Source organism: Serratia sp. TSA_198.1 (assembly GCF_052686505.1).
In genome coordinates this window covers 229,118-247,192 of the sequence record NZ_JBQZFP010000002.1, presented here as the reverse complement: position 1 = coordinate 247,192, position 18,075 = coordinate 229,118, and the positions used below count along the sequence as shown (strand labels likewise).

Annotated in this window: 19 protein-coding genes; 7 read left to right on the top strand and 12 right to left on the bottom strand. The window is 58.4% G+C overall.

The genetic code is table 11. From position 1 onward, the window contains the following. Positions 1-45: 45 nt before the first annotated feature. Positions 46-555 (top strand): PTS glucose transporter subunit IIA, encoded by a 510-nt coding sequence (crr, locus tag ACUTSW_RS12550; RefSeq protein WP_004947686.1) that lies wholly within the window; start codon positions 46-48, stop codon positions 553-555. 183 nt (positions 556-738) lie between these two features. Here crr and ACUTSW_RS12545 read toward each other — a convergent pair whose 3' ends face one another. Both ACUTSW_RS12545 and ACUTSW_RS12540 read right to left on the bottom strand, forming a co-directional pair. After that, entirely contained in the window at positions 739-2,055 is a 1,317-nt protein-coding gene (locus ACUTSW_RS12545; RefSeq protein WP_445584561.1) for an ATP-binding protein, read from the bottom strand. 5 nt (positions 2,056-2,060) lie between these two features. Continuing rightward, positions 2,061-2,741 (bottom strand): response regulator transcription factor, encoded by a 681-nt coding sequence (locus ACUTSW_RS12540; RefSeq protein WP_004947692.1) that lies wholly within the window; start codon positions 2,739-2,741, stop codon positions 2,061-2,063. A gap of 175 nt (positions 2,742-2,916) precedes the next feature. On the opposite strand from ACUTSW_RS12540, the gene ACUTSW_RS12535 reads away from it, so the two are divergent. Together ACUTSW_RS12535 and ACUTSW_RS12530 are read left to right on the top strand one after the other, a co-directional pair. Beyond that, positions 2,917-4,113, top strand: coding sequence for an efflux RND transporter periplasmic adaptor subunit (locus ACUTSW_RS12535; protein WP_434461017.1), 1,197 nt, complete (start codon positions 2,917-2,919; stop codon positions 4,111-4,113). Between the two features lie 3 nt (positions 4,114-4,116). After that, entirely contained in the window at positions 4,117-6,066 is a 1,950-nt protein-coding gene (locus ACUTSW_RS12530) for a MacB family efflux pump subunit (protein ID WP_445584560.1), read from the top strand. Positions 6,067-6,069: 3 nt separating this feature from the next. Here ACUTSW_RS12530 and cysM read toward each other — a convergent pair whose 3' ends face one another. The 8 genes from cysM to ACUTSW_RS12490 all read right to left on the bottom strand — a co-directional run bounded on the left by cysM (position 6,070) and on the right by ACUTSW_RS12490 (position 13,479). After that, a complete protein-coding gene (cysM, locus tag ACUTSW_RS12525) occupies positions 6,070-6,951 on the bottom strand; it encodes a cysteine synthase CysM (protein ID WP_004947698.1) in 882 nt (293 codons plus the stop codon). A 233-nt stretch (positions 6,952-7,184) separates the two neighbouring features. Continuing rightward, positions 7,185-8,273: a sulfate/thiosulfate ABC transporter ATP-binding protein CysA gene (cysA, locus tag ACUTSW_RS12520; protein WP_006327088.1), complete on the bottom strand. Its 1,089-nt coding sequence runs from the start codon at positions 8,271-8,273 to the stop codon at positions 7,185-7,187. Continuing rightward, positions 8,263-9,138, bottom strand: a complete 876-nt coding sequence (gene cysW, locus ACUTSW_RS12515; RefSeq protein ID WP_004947706.1) for a sulfate/thiosulfate ABC transporter permease CysW — start codon at positions 9,136-9,138, stop codon at positions 8,263-8,265. The genes cysA and cysW overlap by 11 nt, the downstream gene beginning before the upstream one ends. Then, the gene (cysT, locus tag ACUTSW_RS12510; protein WP_004947708.1) at positions 9,138-9,971 is read right to left on the bottom strand and encodes a sulfate/thiosulfate ABC transporter permease CysT; all 834 of its coding nucleotides are present in this window, start codon (positions 9,969-9,971) and stop codon (positions 9,138-9,140) included. The genes cysW and cysT overlap by 1 nt, the downstream gene beginning before the upstream one ends. Beyond that, positions 9,971-10,993: a sulfate ABC transporter substrate-binding protein gene (locus tag ACUTSW_RS12505; protein WP_062868196.1), complete on the bottom strand. Its 1,023-nt coding sequence runs from the start codon at positions 10,991-10,993 to the stop codon at positions 9,971-9,973. The genes cysT and ACUTSW_RS12505 overlap by 1 nt, the downstream gene beginning before the upstream one ends. Before the next feature lie 204 nt (positions 10,994-11,197). After that, the gene (locus tag ACUTSW_RS12500; RefSeq protein ID WP_004947716.1) at positions 11,198-12,097 is read right to left on the bottom strand and encodes a Dyp-type peroxidase; all 900 of its coding nucleotides are present in this window, start codon (positions 12,095-12,097) and stop codon (positions 11,198-11,200) included. 202 nt (positions 12,098-12,299) lie between these two features. After that, entirely contained in the window at positions 12,300-12,884 is a 585-nt protein-coding gene (locus ACUTSW_RS12495) for an RpoE-regulated lipoprotein (RefSeq protein ID WP_445584559.1), read from the bottom strand. A gap of 130 nt (positions 12,885-13,014) precedes the next feature. Further along, positions 13,015-13,479, bottom strand: a complete 465-nt coding sequence (locus ACUTSW_RS12490) for a DUF2919 domain-containing protein (protein WP_445584558.1) — start codon at positions 13,477-13,479, stop codon at positions 13,015-13,017. A 171-nt stretch (positions 13,480-13,650) separates the two neighbouring features. Between ACUTSW_RS12490 and ACUTSW_RS12485 the strand changes: the two genes are divergently transcribed. Further along, positions 13,651-14,043, top strand: coding sequence for a YgiW/YdeI family stress tolerance OB fold protein (locus ACUTSW_RS12485; RefSeq protein ID WP_004947721.1), 393 nt, complete (start codon positions 13,651-13,653; stop codon positions 14,041-14,043). 40 nt (positions 14,044-14,083) lie between these two features. Here ACUTSW_RS12485 and ACUTSW_RS12480 read toward each other — a convergent pair whose 3' ends face one another. Next, positions 14,084-14,509 (bottom strand): GNAT family acetyltransferase, encoded by a 426-nt coding sequence (locus ACUTSW_RS12480; protein ID WP_445584557.1) that lies wholly within the window; start codon positions 14,507-14,509, stop codon positions 14,084-14,086. A 205-nt stretch (positions 14,510-14,714) separates the two neighbouring features. Between ACUTSW_RS12480 and amiA the strand changes: the two genes are divergently transcribed. From amiA to ACUTSW_RS12465, 3 genes are all read left to right on the top strand, one after another. Then, positions 14,715-15,602 carry an N-acetylmuramoyl-L-alanine amidase AmiA gene (gene amiA / locus ACUTSW_RS12475; protein ID WP_445584556.1) on the top strand — a complete coding sequence of 296 codons (888 nt, stop codon included), beginning with the start codon at positions 14,715-14,717 and terminating at the stop codon, positions 15,600-15,602. A gap of 62 nt (positions 15,603-15,664) precedes the next feature. Next, the gene (gene hemF, locus ACUTSW_RS12470) at positions 15,665-16,585 is read left to right on the top strand and encodes an oxygen-dependent coproporphyrinogen oxidase (RefSeq protein WP_062868199.1); all 921 of its coding nucleotides are present in this window, start codon (positions 15,665-15,667) and stop codon (positions 16,583-16,585) included. Beyond that, a complete protein-coding gene (locus tag ACUTSW_RS12465) occupies positions 16,585-17,040 on the top strand; it encodes a YaiI/YqxD family protein (protein WP_445584555.1) in 456 nt (151 codons plus the stop codon). Before hemF ends, ACUTSW_RS12465 begins: the two co-directional genes overlap by 1 nt. Before the next feature lie 27 nt (positions 17,041-17,067). Here ACUTSW_RS12465 and ACUTSW_RS12460 read toward each other — a convergent pair whose 3' ends face one another. Continuing rightward, positions 17,068-17,907 carry a ChaN family lipoprotein gene (locus ACUTSW_RS12460; protein ID WP_445584554.1) on the bottom strand — a complete coding sequence of 280 codons (840 nt, stop codon included), beginning with the start codon at positions 17,905-17,907 and terminating at the stop codon, positions 17,068-17,070. Between the last annotated feature and the right edge of the window lie 168 nt (positions 17,908-18,075).

Below are 18,075 nucleotides of genomic sequence, written 5' to 3'. Positions count from 1 at the left end.
CCACGACACTGGAACGCCGCCCAATTTAATGCTTAGGAGAAGATCATGGGTTTGTTCGATAAACTGAAATCTCTGGTTTCTGATGACAAGAAAGACACGGGCACTATCGAGATCGTAGCTCCACTTTCTGGCGAAATCGTTAACATCGAAGATGTACCTGACGTAGTTTTCGCTGAAAAAATCGTTGGCGACGGTATTGCCATCAAACCGACAGGCAACAAAATGGTTGCCCCGGTTGACGGCACTATCGGTAAAATTTTCGAAACCAACCATGCTTTCTCTATCGAATCCGACAGCGGCATCGAGCTGTTTGTCCACTTCGGTATCGACACCGTTGAACTGAAAGGCGAAGGCTTCAAACGCATCGCTGAAGAAGGCCAGCGCGTCAAGAAAGGCGACGTGGTTATCGAGTTCAACCTGGCACTGCTGGAAGAGAAAGCCAAGTCTATCCTGACGCCGGTTGTTATCTCCAACATGGACGAGATCAAAGAGCTGATCAAACTGTCCGGTACCGTAATCGTTGGTGAAACCCCGATCATCCGCATCAAGAAGTAATTGCGAATGTGAAAGATAAACGGCGCCCAGTGCGCCGTTTTTTTTATGGCACCAGGCGGCAATTCGAAATCCTTTGGGTATACCGCTGGTAATAGACGTTATCGGCGCAGGCAGTTTGAACATGGACAGCGCACAGCCCTCGGAGCGTACACGCAAGTTCAAAATGGCAAGTAAGATAGTCTATTATCCCCAGCGCGGGATCCGGAGGGTAATGATTAACCCCTCTTGCTCGCCGTTGCGCGCATCAACCTGGCCGCCGTGCGCCAGCACCACCTTGCGGGTGATCGCAAGCCCCAGCCCATACCCCTTGCCCGACATCGCCGATTTCACCCGAACGAACGGATCAAAAATACTGGAAAGCTTTGCCTCTTCCACCCCAGGCCCCTGATCGCTGACCTCGATCTGAAACAGTTGGTCGATACGCGTCAGCACCACTGTGACCCGCTGCCCGTGGCTGGAGAAACGCAATGCATTACGCACAATGTTGTCCACCGCGCGCCGCATCAACTCGGCATTGCCTTTGACGGTGTACTCCACGTCCGAACTGGCCTGCAACACGATCTCGACTCCGGGGATCTGCGCTTCGTAGCGTGCGTCGTTGACCACCGCATCCACCAGCCCGTAAAGATCGAAATACTCCTCGTCCGGCAGGTTGTTGCTCTCGGCGCGCGACAGCGCAAGCAACTCGCCAATCATCTTGTCCAACCGCCCCGCTTCGTGCTCTATACGCTGCAACGAGTTCTCTACGTTGCCGTCATTCTGCCGCGCCAACCCGATGGCCAACTGCAGTCGGGCAAGCGGTGAGCGCAGTTCGTGCGAGACATCGTGCAGTAACTGCTCGCGAGCGCTGACCAGCAGTTCCAGCCTTTCGGCCATGGTGTCGAAATCGCGTGCCACTTCAGAAATTTCATCGTGCCGCCGGCGCATCGCCGGGAACAGACGCACAGACAAATCCCCCTGCGCCACGCGATCAAAACCTGCGCTCAATTTGCGCATCGGCCGGGTCAGGTTCCAGGCCAGCACGGCGCTGAACAACAGCCCACCCAGTCCGCCCACCCACAGCATCGGCGCCGGAATATTGAAGAAATGCGAACGCTTGTTGGGGCGGTATTGTTCGCGCAGAGTGCGCACGTCATAATTCAACAGGTAGCCGCTGTTCTCCCCCGTTTGCACCCATGCCGTGATATTTGCCGGCATGCGACGAACCTCGAAAGCCCCCTCCACCGTCGCAGGCGGATGCGCCATCGGGGTTACCGACAAAAAGCGCCGGTCATCGTCCGACCAGTCCTGCATCATGGCTTCCAGGGCGGGCTCGCCGCCGCTGCGCAGCAAAGTGCCGGCCGTTGCCAACTGCAAATTGATAAGCCGCCGGGCCACGGCATTTTCCGGTGGCTCATAGCGATCGCCGTACAGGGAAAAAGCGACCCACAGCGCCTGGGTCATGATGATAAACGTGAGCCAGAAACCCAGCAGAATTTTCCAGAATAGTCTTCCGCGCATGGGCATTACCTGATGCGGTAGCCGATGCTGCGCACCGTTTCAATGCTGAGCATGTTGTCCGTCAGCGCGCCCAGCTTCTGGCGGATGTTGCTGATATGTACGTCAACGCTGCGGTCATAGGCTTCACGCGGGCGCCCCAATCCTTTTTCCGACAGCTCGTCCTTGGACACCACGCGCTCCGGCGCGCGCAACAACAGTTCCAGCAGGTTGAACTCCGAAGCGGTCAGATCAAACGCCTTGCCGCGCCATTCGCTGCTGCGGGTAGAGGGGTTAAGCGTCAATTCACCGAAGCTGATGGCAATCTCGTCATCCACCTCTTCCGGGCGTTCGTCGAAACGACGCAACACTGCGCGCAAGCGCGCCACCAGTTCACGCGGATAGCACGGCTTGGGCATGTAGTCGTCGGCGCCCATTTCCAGGCCGATGACCCGATCGATATTGTCGCCTTTGGCCGTCAGCATGATGATCGGCATACGGCTTTTTTTACGCACGTCGCGCAGCACATCAATACCGCTCATGTCCGGCAGCATGATGTCGAGGATCATCGCGGTATACTCGCCCGATAGCGCGCCTTCCACTCCGGCCTTACCGGTCAGCACCAGCGTGGCGTTAAACCCTTCGCCGGTCAGGTATTCGCTCAGCATGGTGCCGAGCTCCAGGTCGTCATCGACCAATAAAATTTTCATGCCTTGCTCCTTCGCGGATTTTCGTCATTTTTACGCCTATTTGCCTGCTTCGCAGCCGGTTTTACTCAATCCTTACACATTCCTGAACGCCACTTAACCGCAGCCTGGCTGAGGGCGCGCTAAATTAGTGCAAATAGATTTTTGCCGCGCTTTTATGCCAGGGAACCTCTTCGTCATGCCATCGTTTCAACGCTCAAAACGCTATCTGTTGCCCACTGTCATTGTGGCTGCTATCGCCTTATTTCTCTACTTCAGAGCGCAAGGCACCGCCGAAACGCCCCGTTATATCACTGCGGTAGCGCAAACGCGCGATCTGGAACAAACCGTGCTGGCCGATGGCACCATTGAAGCGCAAAAACAGGTCAGCGTCGGCGCGCAGGTCTCCGGCCAGATAAAGGCCCTGCGCGTGGCGCTGGGCGATAAGGTGCATAAAGGGCAACTGGTGGCCGAGATCGACGATTTAACCCAGCAGAACTCGCTGAGGGACGCAGAAGCGGCATTGAAGAACGTACAGGCGCAACGCGCCTCAAAACTGGCGGCGCTGCGCAACAATCAGCTCGCCTATCAGCGCCAACAGACCCTGGTGGCGCGCGGCGTCGGCGTGCAGGCGGATTTTGACAGCGCCAGAGCCACGCTGGATGCCACCCGCGCCGACATCAACGCACTGGACGCGCAGATCGTGCAGGCGCAGATCGCGGTGAATACTGCGCAGGTCAACCTCGGCTATACCAAAATCACCTCCCCGATCGACGGCACCATCGTCGCGCTGCCGGTTGAAGAAGGCCAGACGGTGAATGCGGTGCAAAGCGCCCCGACCCTCGTCAAAGTCGCCCGGCTGGACACCATGACCATCGAAGCGCAGATTTCCGAGGCCGACGTGGTGAAGGTGAAAACCGGCATGCCGGTCTATTTCACCATTCTCGGCGAACCGGGCAAACACTACCGCGCCACGCTGCGGGCGATAGAGCCCGCCCCCGACTCGATCAATGATGAGACCACCACGTCGAGCTCCAGCAGCAGTTCCAGCAGTTCTTCCACCTCCAGCACCGCGATTTACTATAACGGCCTGTTCGACGTGGCGAACCCCGACGGCGCGCTGCGCATTTCCATGACCGCGCAGGTGTATATCGTGCTGGACAAGGCGAAAGGCGCAGTCGTGATCCCCGCCACCGCGTTACAGGGCGACTGGGTACAGGTGGTGGACGAACAGGGCAATATCGCCCGCCGCCCGGTGAAGGTCGGCATCAATAACAACGTCGACGCGCAGATCATCAGCGGTGTGCTGGCCGGCGAAAAAGTGATTGTCAGCCAGGTCAGTGCAGCGACGCAAAGCAGCACGCGGCGCATGGGCCCGCCGCCGATGGGGATGTGATTGATGAACCCAACACCTCTGCTGCAACTGCGCGGCATCAGCCGCCATTTTCAGGCCGGCGAACAACGCGTGACGGTGCTGAACAATATCAATCTCACCATCGGCCAGGGCGAAATGGTGGCGATCGTCGGCGCTTCAGGCTCCGGTAAATCGACGCTGATGAACCTTCTTGGCTGCCTGGATCGCCCCAGCGAGGGGGATTACCAGGTTGCCGGACGCAGCACCGGGCGGTTGGATCGCGACAGCCTGGCCGAACTGCGCCGCGAGCATTTCGGTTTTATCTTCCAGCGCTATCACCTGCTGGCGGAACTCACCGCGCAAGACAACGTCGAGGTGCCGGCAGTCTACGCCGGGCGTCAGCGCGCCGCACGCCGCCAACGTGCCGCCGATCTGTTGCAGCGGCTCGGGCTGGCGGACCGTCTGAACTACCGGCCCAGCCAGCTCTCCGGCGGCCAGCAGCAACGCGTCAGTATCGCCCGGGCGTTGATGAACGGCGGGGAAGTGATCCTGGCGGACGAACCGACCGGTGCGCTGGACAGCCACAGCGGACAAGAAGTGCTGAGCATTCTGAAAGACCTGCATGCACGCGGTCATACAGTGGTGATCGTCACCCATGACATGCAGATCGCCGAACATGCTCAACGCATTATTGAGCTGCGCGACGGTGAAATTGTCGCCGATCGGCAAAAAACCGCCCAGACCAACGCGCTGCTGCCGAAGGTACCGGAAAGTGCCGGAAGCCGCTGGCAATCGCAGCGCGACCGCTTTTACGAAGCCTTCAAAATGGCGGTGTTGGCGATGGCGTCACAACGCCTGCGTACTCTGCTGACCATGCTCGGCATTATCATCGGCATCGCTTCGGTGGTGTCGGTGGTGGCGCTGGGGAAAGGTTCGCAACAACAGGTGCTGGCGAACATCAATGCCATGGGCACCAGCACGCTGGAAATCTACCCGGGCAAGGATTTCGGCGATATGCGCTCTGCGGCGATCCAGACGCTGCGCGCCACCGACGCCGACGCGCTGGCACAGCAGGGATACGTCCACAGCGTGACGCCGACGCTGTCCAGCAGCACCACTTTTCGCTATGGCAATCAGTCGGTCAGCGGTACGGTCAATGGCGTAGGCGAGCAATATTTTCTGGTGCGCGGCTACAGCATCGACAGCGGCATGGCGTTTAACCGTCACAGCGTCGACAACCTGATGCAGGAAGCGGTGATCGACGAGAATACCCGCAATAAGCTGTTCCCCAACGGGGCCAACCCGATCGGCGAAGTGATCCTGCTCGGTTCGCTGCCGTGCCGGATTATCGGCGTGGCCGCCAAAAAGCAGAGCGGCTTCGGCAGCGATGAAAACCTGAACGTCTGGATCCCCTACACCACCGTCATGAAACGCATGCTGGGCCAAAGTTACCTGAAGAGCGTCACCGTGCGGGTCAACGACGATGTCGATCTCGGCAGCGCCGAAGACGGCGTCACCCGTTTGCTGAGCCAACGCCACGGCACCAAGGATTTCTTCGTCATGAACACCGACAGCATCCGTCAAACCATTGAGAAAACCACGGCTACCCTGACGCTGTTGGTGTCGATGATCGCGCTGATCTCGCTGGTGGTGGGCGGCATTGGGGTGATGAATATCATGCTGGTGTCGGTCACCGAGCGCACGCGCGAAATCGGCGTGCGCATGGCGGTAGGCGCTCGCGCCGGGGATATCATGCAACAGTTTTTAATCGAGGCGGTGCTGGTGTGCCTGCTGGGCGGCGCATTGGGGGTGCTGCTGTCGCTGGGGATCGGCGTGCTGTTCAGCCAATTCAGCAGTAACTTCACCATGATCTATTCCGGAGCCTCGATCGTCGCCGCATTTGTCTGTTCGACGCTGATCGGAGTGATTTTCGGCTTTTTCCCGGCGAAACGCGCCGCCGGGATGGATCCGATACATGCGTTGGAAAGGGAATAACCTTCAGTCAAAAACGCCGGTGGAGAGATAACGATCGCCGCGATCGCAGATAATCGCCACAATCACGCTGCCTGGGTTCGCCGCAGCAATGCGTAATGCGCCGGCCACCGCGCCGCCGGAACTGACGCCGCAGAAAATGCCTTCGCGCTGAGCCAGCTGGCGCATGGTCTGCTCGGCATCGGTTTGCTGGATATCCAGAACCTGATCCACCAGCTCCGGGCGGAATATGCCCGGCAGATAGGCCGGTGACCAACGGCGGATGCCGGGGATGCTGCTGCCCTCCGCCGGCTGCAGGCCAATGATTTGCACCTGCGGGTTTTGGCTCTTGAGGTAACCGCCTACGCCGGTAATGGTGCCGGTGGTGCCCATGCTGGAGACGAAGTGCGTAATGCGCTGCTGGGTCTGTTGCCAGATTTCCGGGCCGGTGGTGGTGAAGTGGGCGTAAGGGTTATCCAGATTATTGAATTGATCCAGTACTTTGCCCTGTCCTTCACGCTGCATTTCCAGCGCCAGATCGCGCGCGCCTTCCATCCCCAGTTCACGGCTGACCAGAATCAGCTCTGCACCATAGGCACGCATCGCCGCCTGGCGTTCCTGGCTCATGTTTTCCGGCATCAGCAGCTTAAGGGAATAGCCTTTCAGCGCCGCGATCATGGCCAGCGCAATGCCGGTGTTGCCGCTGGTGGCTTCGATCAGCTTGTCGCCGGGTTGTATTTCGCCGCGCAGTTCCGCCTGTTGGATCATCGCCAGCGCGGCGCGATCCTTTACCGAACCCGCCGGGTTGTTGCCTTCCAGTTTGAGCCAGACCTCGCTGCCCAGTCCTGCGGCCAGACGTTGTACTTTTACCAGCGGGGTATTGCCGATGCATTGTTCGAGCGTTGTCACGATCTTTGCCTGTCTGTTGGAGTGCGGAATGTAAAAAGGCAACCCTGGGGTTGCCTCAGACTGCTGACAAAGCCGATTATTAGGGAGAGCGTGCCGAAGGGGTCGTAGCGGCTTGCCGCCGGAGTGCCCCTCGGTGCGCTAGGCCCGGGTATCTCGGACTCAAAAACAACTTTGTCATCAACCTCAGGCAACCCTGGGGTTGCCTTTAAAATAATATTGGCCGCTAAAAACTATCAGGCGCTTTTGGCTAACGCAACAGGTTGTAGCAGTTGATCGCCGGCGTACAGACGTGCATTCAGGCTGCCAACATAGTAACGGCCGCCGCGCACCGGGGGTTGGTTGCCCTCTGGCAGCACCACGCTGATCGGCTCCTGATGCCAGCCGATCGGCTGTACGGTCAACTGCCAGAAGTGGCCGCGCGGGCTGGCTTCCAGCACCTGTACCGGCAACGGGCAGCGCTCGCTGCTCTCGGTTCCCACTTCCATTTCCCACGGCCGCAGGAACAGATCGACACTGCCCTGATGCATCGGCTGGAACGACAGCGGCCACTGGTGCGCGCCGACAAACAGCTGCGAACCGCGGATTTCGCCACTCAGGCGGTTCACTTCGCCCATAAACTCCAGCACGAAACGGCTGGCCGGTTCACGCATGATTTCATTCGGTGAACCAACCTGTTCAATATTGCCCTGGCTCATCACCACGATGCGATCGGCCACTTCCATCGCCTCTTCCTGATCGTGGGTCACGAACACGCTGGTGAATTTCAGCTCTTCGTGCAACTGACGCAGCCAGCGGCGCAGTTCTTTGCGCACCTGCGCGTCCAGCGCGCCGAAGGGTTCGTCCAGCAGCAGAATTTGCGGCTCTACCGCCAGCGCACGCGCCAACGCCACACGCTGCTTCTGGCCGCCGGAAAGCTGCGACGGGTAACGGTTGGCCAAATGACCAAGCTGCACCATTTCCAGCAATTGGGTCACTTTTTGTTTAATCGCCGCAGCGTTCGGGCGCTCACGGCGCGGCAACACGCTCAGACCAAAAGCGATATTGTCGAACACCGTCATATGGCGGAACAGCGCGTAATGCTGGAACACGAAGCCCACGCGGCGATCGCGTGCATGCACATGGCTGACGTCGGTGCCGTGGAAGCCCAGCTTGCCGCCGCTTTGGCTTTCCAACCCGGCGATAATGCGCAGCAGCGTGGTTTTCCCGGAGCCGGAAGGCCCCAGCAGCGCCACCATCTCACCGGAGGAAATATCGAGCGAGATATCGTTCAATACCTTGGTACGACCGAAAAATTTGTTGATACCGCTAATCTCAATGCTCATGATTTTCCTCCCGCTCGAGGCGCGCATTTTGGCGTTCCAGACGCCATTGCAGGCCACTCTTCAAAAATAGGGTAATGATCGCCATCAGGGTCAACAGCCCGGCGGCGGTAAAGGCGCCGACGGTGTTGTAATCCTGTTGCAGCAACTCCACCTGCAGCGGCAGGCTGAAGGTTTCGCCGCGAATAGAACCGGACACCACAGACACCGCACCGAACTCGCCGATGGCGCGCGCGTTGGTCAGCACCACGCCGTACAACAGCGCCCAACGGATGTTAGGCAAGGTAACGCGGCGGAACATCTGCCAGCCGGATGCACCCAGCAAAATGGCGGCCTCGTCTTCCTGGCTGCCCTGGCTGAGCATCATCGGCACCAGTTCGCGCACCACGAACGGACAGGTCACGAAAATGGTCACCAGCACCATGCCCGGCCAGGAGAACATCACCTGGATATTGTGTGCATCCAGCCAACCGCCCAACAGGCCATTGCTGCCGTAAAACAGCAGATAAATCAGCCCCGCCACCACCGGTGAAACTGCGAACGGAATGTCGACCAAGGTCAGCAGCAACTGGCGGCCCGGGAAGGTGAAACGCGTCACCAGCCACGCCAGCAGCGTGCCGAAAATCAGGTTGAACGGCACGGTGATCAACGCGATCAACACCGTCAGCCAGATGGCGTGCAGCATGTCGCGATCGACCAGGTTACTCCACATCGCGCCAACGCCTTTGGAAAAGGCCTCGGCGAAAATCGACATTATCGGCACCACCAGCAGCAGCACCGAGAACAGCACGCCGATGCCGATCAGCGTCCATTTTCCCCAGTTGACGCGCGGGCGTTCGACGCCATTGAACTCAGAGATATCAGCCATCAGTGCCCCCCGATGCGTCGGCCGAAGCGGCTCTGCAGAACGTTAATGCTAAACAGCAACAGCAGCGACGCCGCCAGGATCACCGAAGCAATCGCGCTGGCCGCCGGATAGTCGAACTCCTGCAAACGCACAAAGATCATCAGCGACGTCACTTCGGTCTTCCAGGCGATATTGCCGGCGATAAAGATCACCGCGCCAAACTCACCCAGGCTACGGGTAAAGGAAATCGCCGTGCCGGCCAGCAGCGCCGGCGCAAGCTCAGGGATCACCACGCGGCGGAAACTCTGCCAGCGGGTTGCGCCCAGGGTTTCGGCCGCTTCTTCATATTCCGGCCCTAGCTCTTCCAGCACCGGTTGAACGGTGCGCACCACGAACGGCAGGCTGGTAAACGCCATCGCCACCGCGATCCCAAGCCAGGTGAAAGTCACCTTGATGTCGAAATGCGCCAGCCATTGGCCATACCAACCGGTGGTGGAGAACAGCCCCGCCAGCGTCAGGCCGGCCACCGCCGTCGGCAGCGCGAACGGCAGATCGATCAGGCCATCCAACAGCGTACGGCCGGGAAAACGGTAGCGGGTCAGGATCCAGGCCATCAGCATGCCGAACACCGCGTTAAACAGGCTGGCGACGCCCGCCGACAGCAGCGTCACCTTATAGGCCGCCACCACCTGCGGATTGGAAATCACTTCCCAGTATTGCGCCAGGCTCATCTGCGCCAATTGCATGACCAGCGCGCTGAGCGGCAGCAACAAAACCAGGCAGGTGTAAAACAGGCTGCTCCCCAGACTGAGGCCGAATCCGGGCAAAACCCGTTTACTGGACAACGACAACATTACTTATGCCCTGCCGCTAACAGTTGATCCAACTCGCCGCCGGTGGAGAAATGCGTTTTCATCACCTGCGGCCAGCCGCCAAACTGATCTTCCACCCGGAACAACTTGGTGTCCGGGAACTGGCCCTTCGCCGCTTCCATCGCCTTTTTGTCGTAAACGCGATAGTAGAAGCTGGTGATCACCTGTTGGGCCGCCGGGCTGTAGAGATAATTGAGGTAGTCTTTGGCTGCCTGTTCGGTGCCGTTCTTTTCCACGTTTTTGTCCACCCAGGCCACCGGGAACTCCGCCAGAATATCGACCGGCGGTACTATGACCTGGTATTTGTCTTCCCCGTACTGCTTGCGGATGTTGTTAACTTCCGACTCAAAGCTGATCAGCACGTCGCCCAGGCCACGTTCCACAAAGGAGGTGGTCGCGCCGCGACCGCCGGTGTCAAACACCAGCACGTTTTTCAGGAAACGGGTCATGAAGGCGCGGGTTTTGGCCTGATCGTTGCCGTCGGCCTGGCTGGCGGCGCCCCAGGCGGCCAAATAGGTGTAACGGCCATTGCCGGAGGTTTTCGGGTTCGGGAACACCAGCTTCACGTCGTCACGGACCAGATCGTTCCAGCTGTGGATACCTTTCGGGTTGTCCTTGCGCACCAGGAAAGCCATGGTGGAATAGAACGGTGAGCTGTTGTTCGGTAAACGGGCCTGCCAGTCGGCCGGGATCAGTTGGCCGCGTTCATGCAGGATTTGCACGTCGGTCACCTGGTTGTAAGTCACCACGTCGGCGCGTAACCCTTGCAGGATAGCCAGCGCCTGCTTGGAAGAACCGGCGTGGGACTGCTTGATGGTCAGCTTGTCGCCCGGATGCTGCTGGTTCCACTGCTGTTCAAAGCCAGGATTCAGTGCGGAAAACAATTCACGGGAAACGTCATAAGAGCTGTTCAGCAATTCAGTTGCCGAGACGGTGCCGCTGGCTAACAGAGCCGCTGCCAACCATCCTTTCAGCACGATATTTTTAACCCGGATTTGTTTCATTCTGCACCTTAGCTCACTGAGTCAATCTTTCAGGCTTTCGCCTTATTGATGACCAGTGTATTTATAACTAGGCGCGGAGCTGTAACGCTTTTATATACCGTTTAGTGATTTTCAAGCATCAAACGCTATAAGGCAGGAGCGGAGCGGTTTCGCTGGGGCGGGAAAAGCGTACCGGGGCCGACATGGCCGACCCCGATGAGGGCATCAAAGTGACAACAGGCGCGTCAACGAAGGGGCAAAGTAATAACTGCCGGTCACCGCACGGCTAAAACGCAGCATCGCGTCACGTTTGCCGTCCAGATCGCCAAACATGCTCAGCAGCTGTTTTTCGATATTATGCAGACGCGCGCAGTAGGCGATAAAATAGAGCCCATGCTTGCCGCTGGCGGTGCCGTAAGGCAGGCTTTGGCGCAGAATTTTCAGGCCTTTGCCGTCTTCTTTCAGATCAACCCGGCTGACGTGCGACGTCTCTGGCCGCTGATCCGACGGTAGCTCTTCGCTGTCGTGCTTGGTGCGGCCAATAATCTGTTCTTGCTGCTCGGTGGTGAAGCGCTGCCACTGACGCAGATTGTGTTCGTAACGCTGCACCAGCACGTAGCTGCCGCCCGCGTCTTCTTCGCCTTCGGCAATCACCGCCACTTCCGGGCGTTGGTCGCCCTGCGGGTTTTCGGTACCGTCGATAAAGCCGCTCAGATCGCGCTCTTCCACCCAACGGAAGCCGTGGGTTTCCTCTTCAATCTTGATGGCGTTGCCGAACGCCGCCAGCGCCGCCTGCGCCAGCGAGAAGTTAACGTCATGACGCAGGGATTGGATATGGATCAACAAATCGCGCTGGGTGGCCGGCGCCAGCCCTTTGCCCAGTGGAGTAAACGGCTTCAGCTCTTTTGCCCCCTGGCCGCTGGACAGATCGTGCCAAACGTCGTAGCCAAAGGCGATGACCGCCCCCAAATGCGCATCCGGGAACTGCTGCTGCAACTCAATAAGCCGCTGGCAAAACTGCTTGCAGCCCTGACGCAAATCAGCGAATTCGCCCTGTACGGTAGCTTCCATAAAAATGGCGAAACGGCAGTGCTCCAGCAAAATGCCGCTCTGAACCTGTGTCATGTCGTTATCCTCAGTATCGCAATCGGGTAACAGGCTTGGGTTTCCTGTTACAAATGCGCGATATAATAACGCATGCGTGCAAGATTGCCTTAACGGAACGCAAAGAAAATAAGGTTACTCGTCGCTTTTCAAGCTGCGGCGTTGCCGGCTGCGCCCGGTGAGGGTCGGAGCGAATATATTCGCCCCGAACACTGTGCCAGGCTTACTGCGGTTTGGCGTGCCAGATGATCTTGCTGACCGTCCAGCTTTTCAGCGTGTCGTCCGGCGGGATGATGTCCTGCGGGCCGGCCCATTTGCCGCTGAAGATGTAGGTGACGTACTTGCTCTGCTCCGCCACGCACTCCACCTTGCCCGCGTCGTCACCGTCGGCCGGTTTGCAAGCGCCAAACGCCTTGCCGTACATGTCGCTGAACGGCGTGCCGAGCTTATTGCCCCACTCGGTGGCCACTTTGCTGTCCATCACGGCCACACGCTGTACGTTGCCCTTGGGCTCGCCGGTGATCACCAGCTTCACGTCATTGCCGTCCATTGCCTGGTAGTAAGAAACGATCTGGCCCTTGTCGGTGGCCATGCCGCCGCGCAGCCGATAATCGCCCTTCAGCCCGTCGTTGATCGCGCTTTCCGACATCGGGGTGCCGGCGTTGAGATCGCCAACGCCCTTGGCGCTGACCTCAAGGCTGCTGCCGAACCAGTTAAACGGCGACAGGCTCGACCAGGAGAAGTTGGACATCGTCGAACAGCCGGTCAGTAACAGCGGTAGCCCTAACAGCAGTGGGCGAATATTCATTTATAGCTCCTTAACATCAAAGGCATGGCTCAGTCAGGCCGCGTGCCAGCCTCTCACAACTGCCTTCGCGACGCCATGGGTTGCGAGATTGGAGTGCGGAAAATGAGAAAAGTGCCGCAGCGTTCGGCATTTAAGCGAGCTCTTCCTGTGCAGTGAAACAGGCCTTCAGCCGCGCGTTCAACAGCAGATAGGCCAGTGCCAAAGCATCGAGCAATGCCAAAACGCTATCCAGCGCCGGCAGATTGCTGTCCTGCTGCCACAGGCTGAACAGGGAGCCCCCCAGCGCCGTCAGCACCGAGGCGCCGAGCACCCAACGCCAGGCTCGCCACAACCTTGGCCACAGATGCCTGCGCGGGGCAATCAAAAATGCCAGTGCGGCCGGCAACCCCAGCAGGATGCCGTACCAGAATCTTTGGGTATCCGGGTAAAACAGTTGCAGCAGCCCTTCCCCCTGTTGCTGCGAAACGCCGGCCATCACAAACAGGAGCCAGGTGCGGGCCTGCAAAACCAGTACGCCCCAAAACCACAACGGCAGACGCAGCACGCCGTGATGATCGTAATCGTCGGGGGAAAATCGGTGTGGGTGTGGCTTCAACGTCGGTTCCTTGCCTGTTTTATCATTACTTCTTCAAATGGGAGCCGTAATGATTGTTTTCAATCCGCCCGCTTAAGAAGCTCTTAAGATCTTTATGTTTTACTTACCTCATCACCCCAGCAGTCCTGATTGGCAGGGCTTTGATTCTCGATTGAGATAAGGAAGCTTCAAATGAAAAAATATACCCTGGCCGCTTTGATTGCCTTGTGCAGCGCACCGGTTTTGGCACAACAAGGCGGGTTCCTTGACCCTTCCGCTCCGCAGACGCAAACCGCTCCGCAGGGCGGCTTCTCCGGCCCCAGCGCCGCACTGACTACGGTGGATAAGGTGAAATCGATGAGCGACGACACCTGGGTAATGCTGCAAGGCAACATCGAGCAGCGCGTCGGCGACGATACCTATACCTTCCGCGACGCCAGCGGCACCCTGACGGTGGAGATCGACAAAAAACGCTGGAACGGCCAGACCATTACCCCGAAAGATAAAGTGCAGTTGGAAGGGAAAGTGGATAAAGACTGGAGCAGCGTGGAAGTCGATGTGAAAAACATCAAAAAGCTGCCATAACGCTCAGCAACGGGCGGTGAAGGTTCACCGCCTTATTGACTCAATATTCCTGGTCTTCGATCAGCCGCTTGCCCAGGTTGGTGATGCTCTGGATCTCGTAGCCGAGTTTTTCGTACATCTCGATCACCGTATCGTTGTCTTCGCGCACCATCAGTTGGATCTTCGGGCAACCGCGCGCGACCAACTTTTTCTCCAGACGGCTAATCAACGCATTGGCGATGCCGCGCCCACGATAATCCGGGTGCACGCCCAGGTAATACGCCGAACCACGGTGGCCATCGTAGCCCCCCATCACCGAACCGACCACTTCGCCGCCCACTTCCGCCACCAGAAACAGGTCCGGATCGTGATTCAGTTTGCGCTCAATATCCATCTCGGGATCGTTCCACGGCCGCAGCAAATCGCAGCGCTCCCACAGGGTAATGACTTCTTCAAAGTCGTCTTGTCGAAATACGCGAATTTCCATCGATGTTCGCCGCTGTTAATTAAGGTGTTTATCTGATTATCGCGGGATTATTCACTTAAGCAATATCAAACTGCGATTTCCCACGCCAAACAGGCAGAAAACTGCGGTAACTGGCGTAATAAATGGACATAGTTAACCGTTCGATTAATGATTATCAATACGATATAACGTCACAAAATAGAATTTATCGATGGAGCGTCGCGTTATGAAAAAACAGGTTAAACAATTCCTCAATTTTAAACCGCTCTCCGCCTCCCGCACACGACGTCAGTTACTGCTCTCCGGCCTGGCGCTGGCGCTGCTCGGCTGCAAAAGCCAACCTGCCAAAGCGGAGTCCGGCGGCATGCTGCGCAATCAACGCGCCAAACCGGCAGCGAAACCGACCGGCAGCAAACGGCTGGTGATGATCGATCCCGGCCATGGCGGCATCGATTCCGGCGCGGTCGGCAGCGAAGGTTCGCAAGAGAAACATGTGGTGCTGGAGATCGCCAACCACGTACGCCGCATACTGCATGAGCACGATCACGTCGAAGCCCGGTTGACGCGGGAAGAAGACGAGTTTATCCCGCTGTTCCAGCGGGTTGAAATTGCCCACCAGCATCAGGCCGACCTGTTTATTTCGATTCACGCCGACGGTTTTACCAGCCCCGACGCCTCGGGCGCCTCGGTCTTCGCCCTGTCCAACCGCGGCGCCAGCAGCGCCATGGCACGTTATCTCTCCAACCGCGAGAACGCCGCCGATGACGTAGCCGGCGGCAAATATAAAAATCAGGATAACTATCTGCAACAGGTGCTGTTCGATCTGGTGCAAACCGATACCATCAACAACAGCCTGACGCTCGGCCGCCACGTGCTTGGCCAGATCCGCCCGGTGCATCACCTGCACAGCGACAGCACCGAGCAGGCGGCGTTTGCGGTGCTCAAATCCCCATCCATTCCTTCGGTGCTGGTAGAAACCTCATTCATCACCAACCCGGAGGAAGAACGCCTGCTCGGCACCACCGCGTTTCGCGAGAAAATCGCTCGCGCCATCGCCGACGGCGTGATCAGTTTCTTCAGCTACTACGACGCGCACCAACGAAAAACCGGCTGATAAGCGGCAGCGAATACGGGTATACTTTGCGCCTTGTTTCGTCAGACGCGTAAATTATCCGTATGAGCTTACCGACCATCGCAGAAGTAAAATCTTTCCTGCTGTCGCTGCAGGACAGTATCTGCGCGCAACTGGCCCAGGCCGACGGCGGCGCCGTTTTCAACGAGGATCGCTGGACGCGCGAAGAAGGTGGCGGTGGCCGCAGCCGCGTATTGACCCAGGGTTCGGTGTTTGAACAGGCGGGGGTAAACTTCTCGCACGTCTCCGGCGCCACCCTGCCCGCTTCCGCGACCGCACACCGCCCCGAGCTGGCCGGCCGCAGCTTCCAGGCGATGGGCGTGTCGCTGGTGATCCACCCGCACAGCCCTTATATCCCCACCAGCCACGCCAACGTGCGTTTTTTCATTGCGGAAAAACCGGGCGAAGAACCTGTATGGTGGTTTGGCGGCGGCTTTGATCTGACGCCGTTTTACGGTTTCGAAGAAGACGCCGTTCACTGGCACCGCACCGCCGAGCGGCTGTGTGCGCCCTTCGGTGACGAGGTCTACCCCAAATACAAAAAGTGGTGCGACGACTACTTCTTTATCAAGCACCGCAACGAGGCGCGCGGCATCGGCGGCCTGTTCTTTGACGATCTCAACACGCCGGGCTTTGACAGCAGCTTCGCTTTCACCCGCGCGGTGGGCGAAGGTTTCCTCGATGCCTACCTGCCGATCGTGGAAAAACGCAAAGCGTTGAGCTGGGGCGACAACGAACGCCAGTTCCAGCTCTATCGCCGCGGCCGCTATGTCGAATTCAACCTGGTGTGGGATCGGGGCACGCTGTTCGGCCTGCAAACCGGTGGCCGCACCGAATCCATTCTGATGTCTATGCCGCCGCTGGTGCGCTGGGAATACAACTATCAACCGGCAGAGGGCAGCCCGGAGGCGGCGTTGTACCGTGATTTCCTGCCGGTGCGCGACTGGCTGAAGGAGCCTGAGTAATGCAGATTTGGGTCGATGCGGACGCCTGTCCGAACGTGATCAAAGAAGTGCTGTTCCGCGCCGCCGAGCGCACCACCATGTCGGTGACGCTGGTGGCCAACCAACCGCTGAGAACGCCGCCGTCAAAACACATCCATACTCTGCAGGTGGCGGCCGGTTTTGACGTGGCGGATAACGAAATCGTCCGCCGCTGCGAAAAAGGCGATCTGGTGATCACCGCCGATATTCCGCTGGCGGCTGAAGTGATAGAAAAAGGCGCAGTGGCCCTCAACCCGCGCGGCGAACGCTACACGCCGGACACCATTCGCGAACGCCTGAACATGCGCGATTTTATGGATACCCTGCGCTCCAGCGGGATCCAGACCGGCGGCCCGAATACCCTGAACCAGCGCGACCGCCAGCAGTTCGCCAACGAGTTGGACAAGTGGCTGCAGCAGGCGAAACGGGCGCAGTAACAGCGCCGCTTTCCGCTGGCGGCGCCGTCATTTTACCGGCGGCGTGACCCACAGGTAATCCGCCATCTGGCCCTCAACCTGCGCACCCTGCTCCGCCAGCATCAACACCGTCGGCTGCGCGCCCGGTTGCAGATCCTGCACATGCAGCGGTACGCCCACCCATTTTGAGGCGTGATAACCACCGGCAATCAACAGCGCCGGCCTTGGGGCAGCCAGCAGGCGCTCGGCCATGCGTCGATCGCGCTGTTGTTGGATTGCCAGCATCGCGTGCAGCTGTTGGGGTTCGATTTTTCCGCCGTGCGAAATGCGAATGGTGTCTTCCAACGCTTTCTGCACTGCCGGCCGTACCGACAATTGCCCCTTAGGAAACACAGGCTGCCGGTAAAACGCCATGATCTCCTCGCGATCCAGATTGGCCGACCAAAGCGGATACGGCGCCCGCATCGCCGCCATCACCACCTCGCCGTACAGCGACCATTTCCAGCCTTTCTGCCAGTCAATCAACTGCGCCACTCGCTCATCGCACAGGGCAGAATTGCCACGCAGTTCCTGCTTGACCTTATCCACGTTGGCCTGCTGATTCGGGGTGATCATCTCCATCAGCACGCTGCCCTGCGGCCGCCGCTGCGGCAGATTTTGCACCAGCCACAGTTCGATTTGATGATGATAGGGATTGTCGTGTTTTTCCCCGATCATCACCCTTGGCTCGGCAGCCAGACGGGCAAGAAGCTGTTCAGGCAACAGGGTTTCGCCGCTGCGTAAATCGGTAATTTTCCCCAGGCCGTCAAGGGTGTTTTTCGGTACGGACACCGGGGTCTGGCTGCAAGCGCCAAGTACCAGCGCGGCCAGTAAAATCAGAATTCTCATGCTGCCCCCTGCAATAAAGTGCAGGCATTATAGATAATAATTATCATTTGCATATAACCGCACACCCCGCCTGAGACATCGATAACTATTTTTTACTTTATGACTTCTGGTCTTACATTGATTTCATGAAATATTACGGGTATAACCAATAGCCATTTAGCTGCTTAG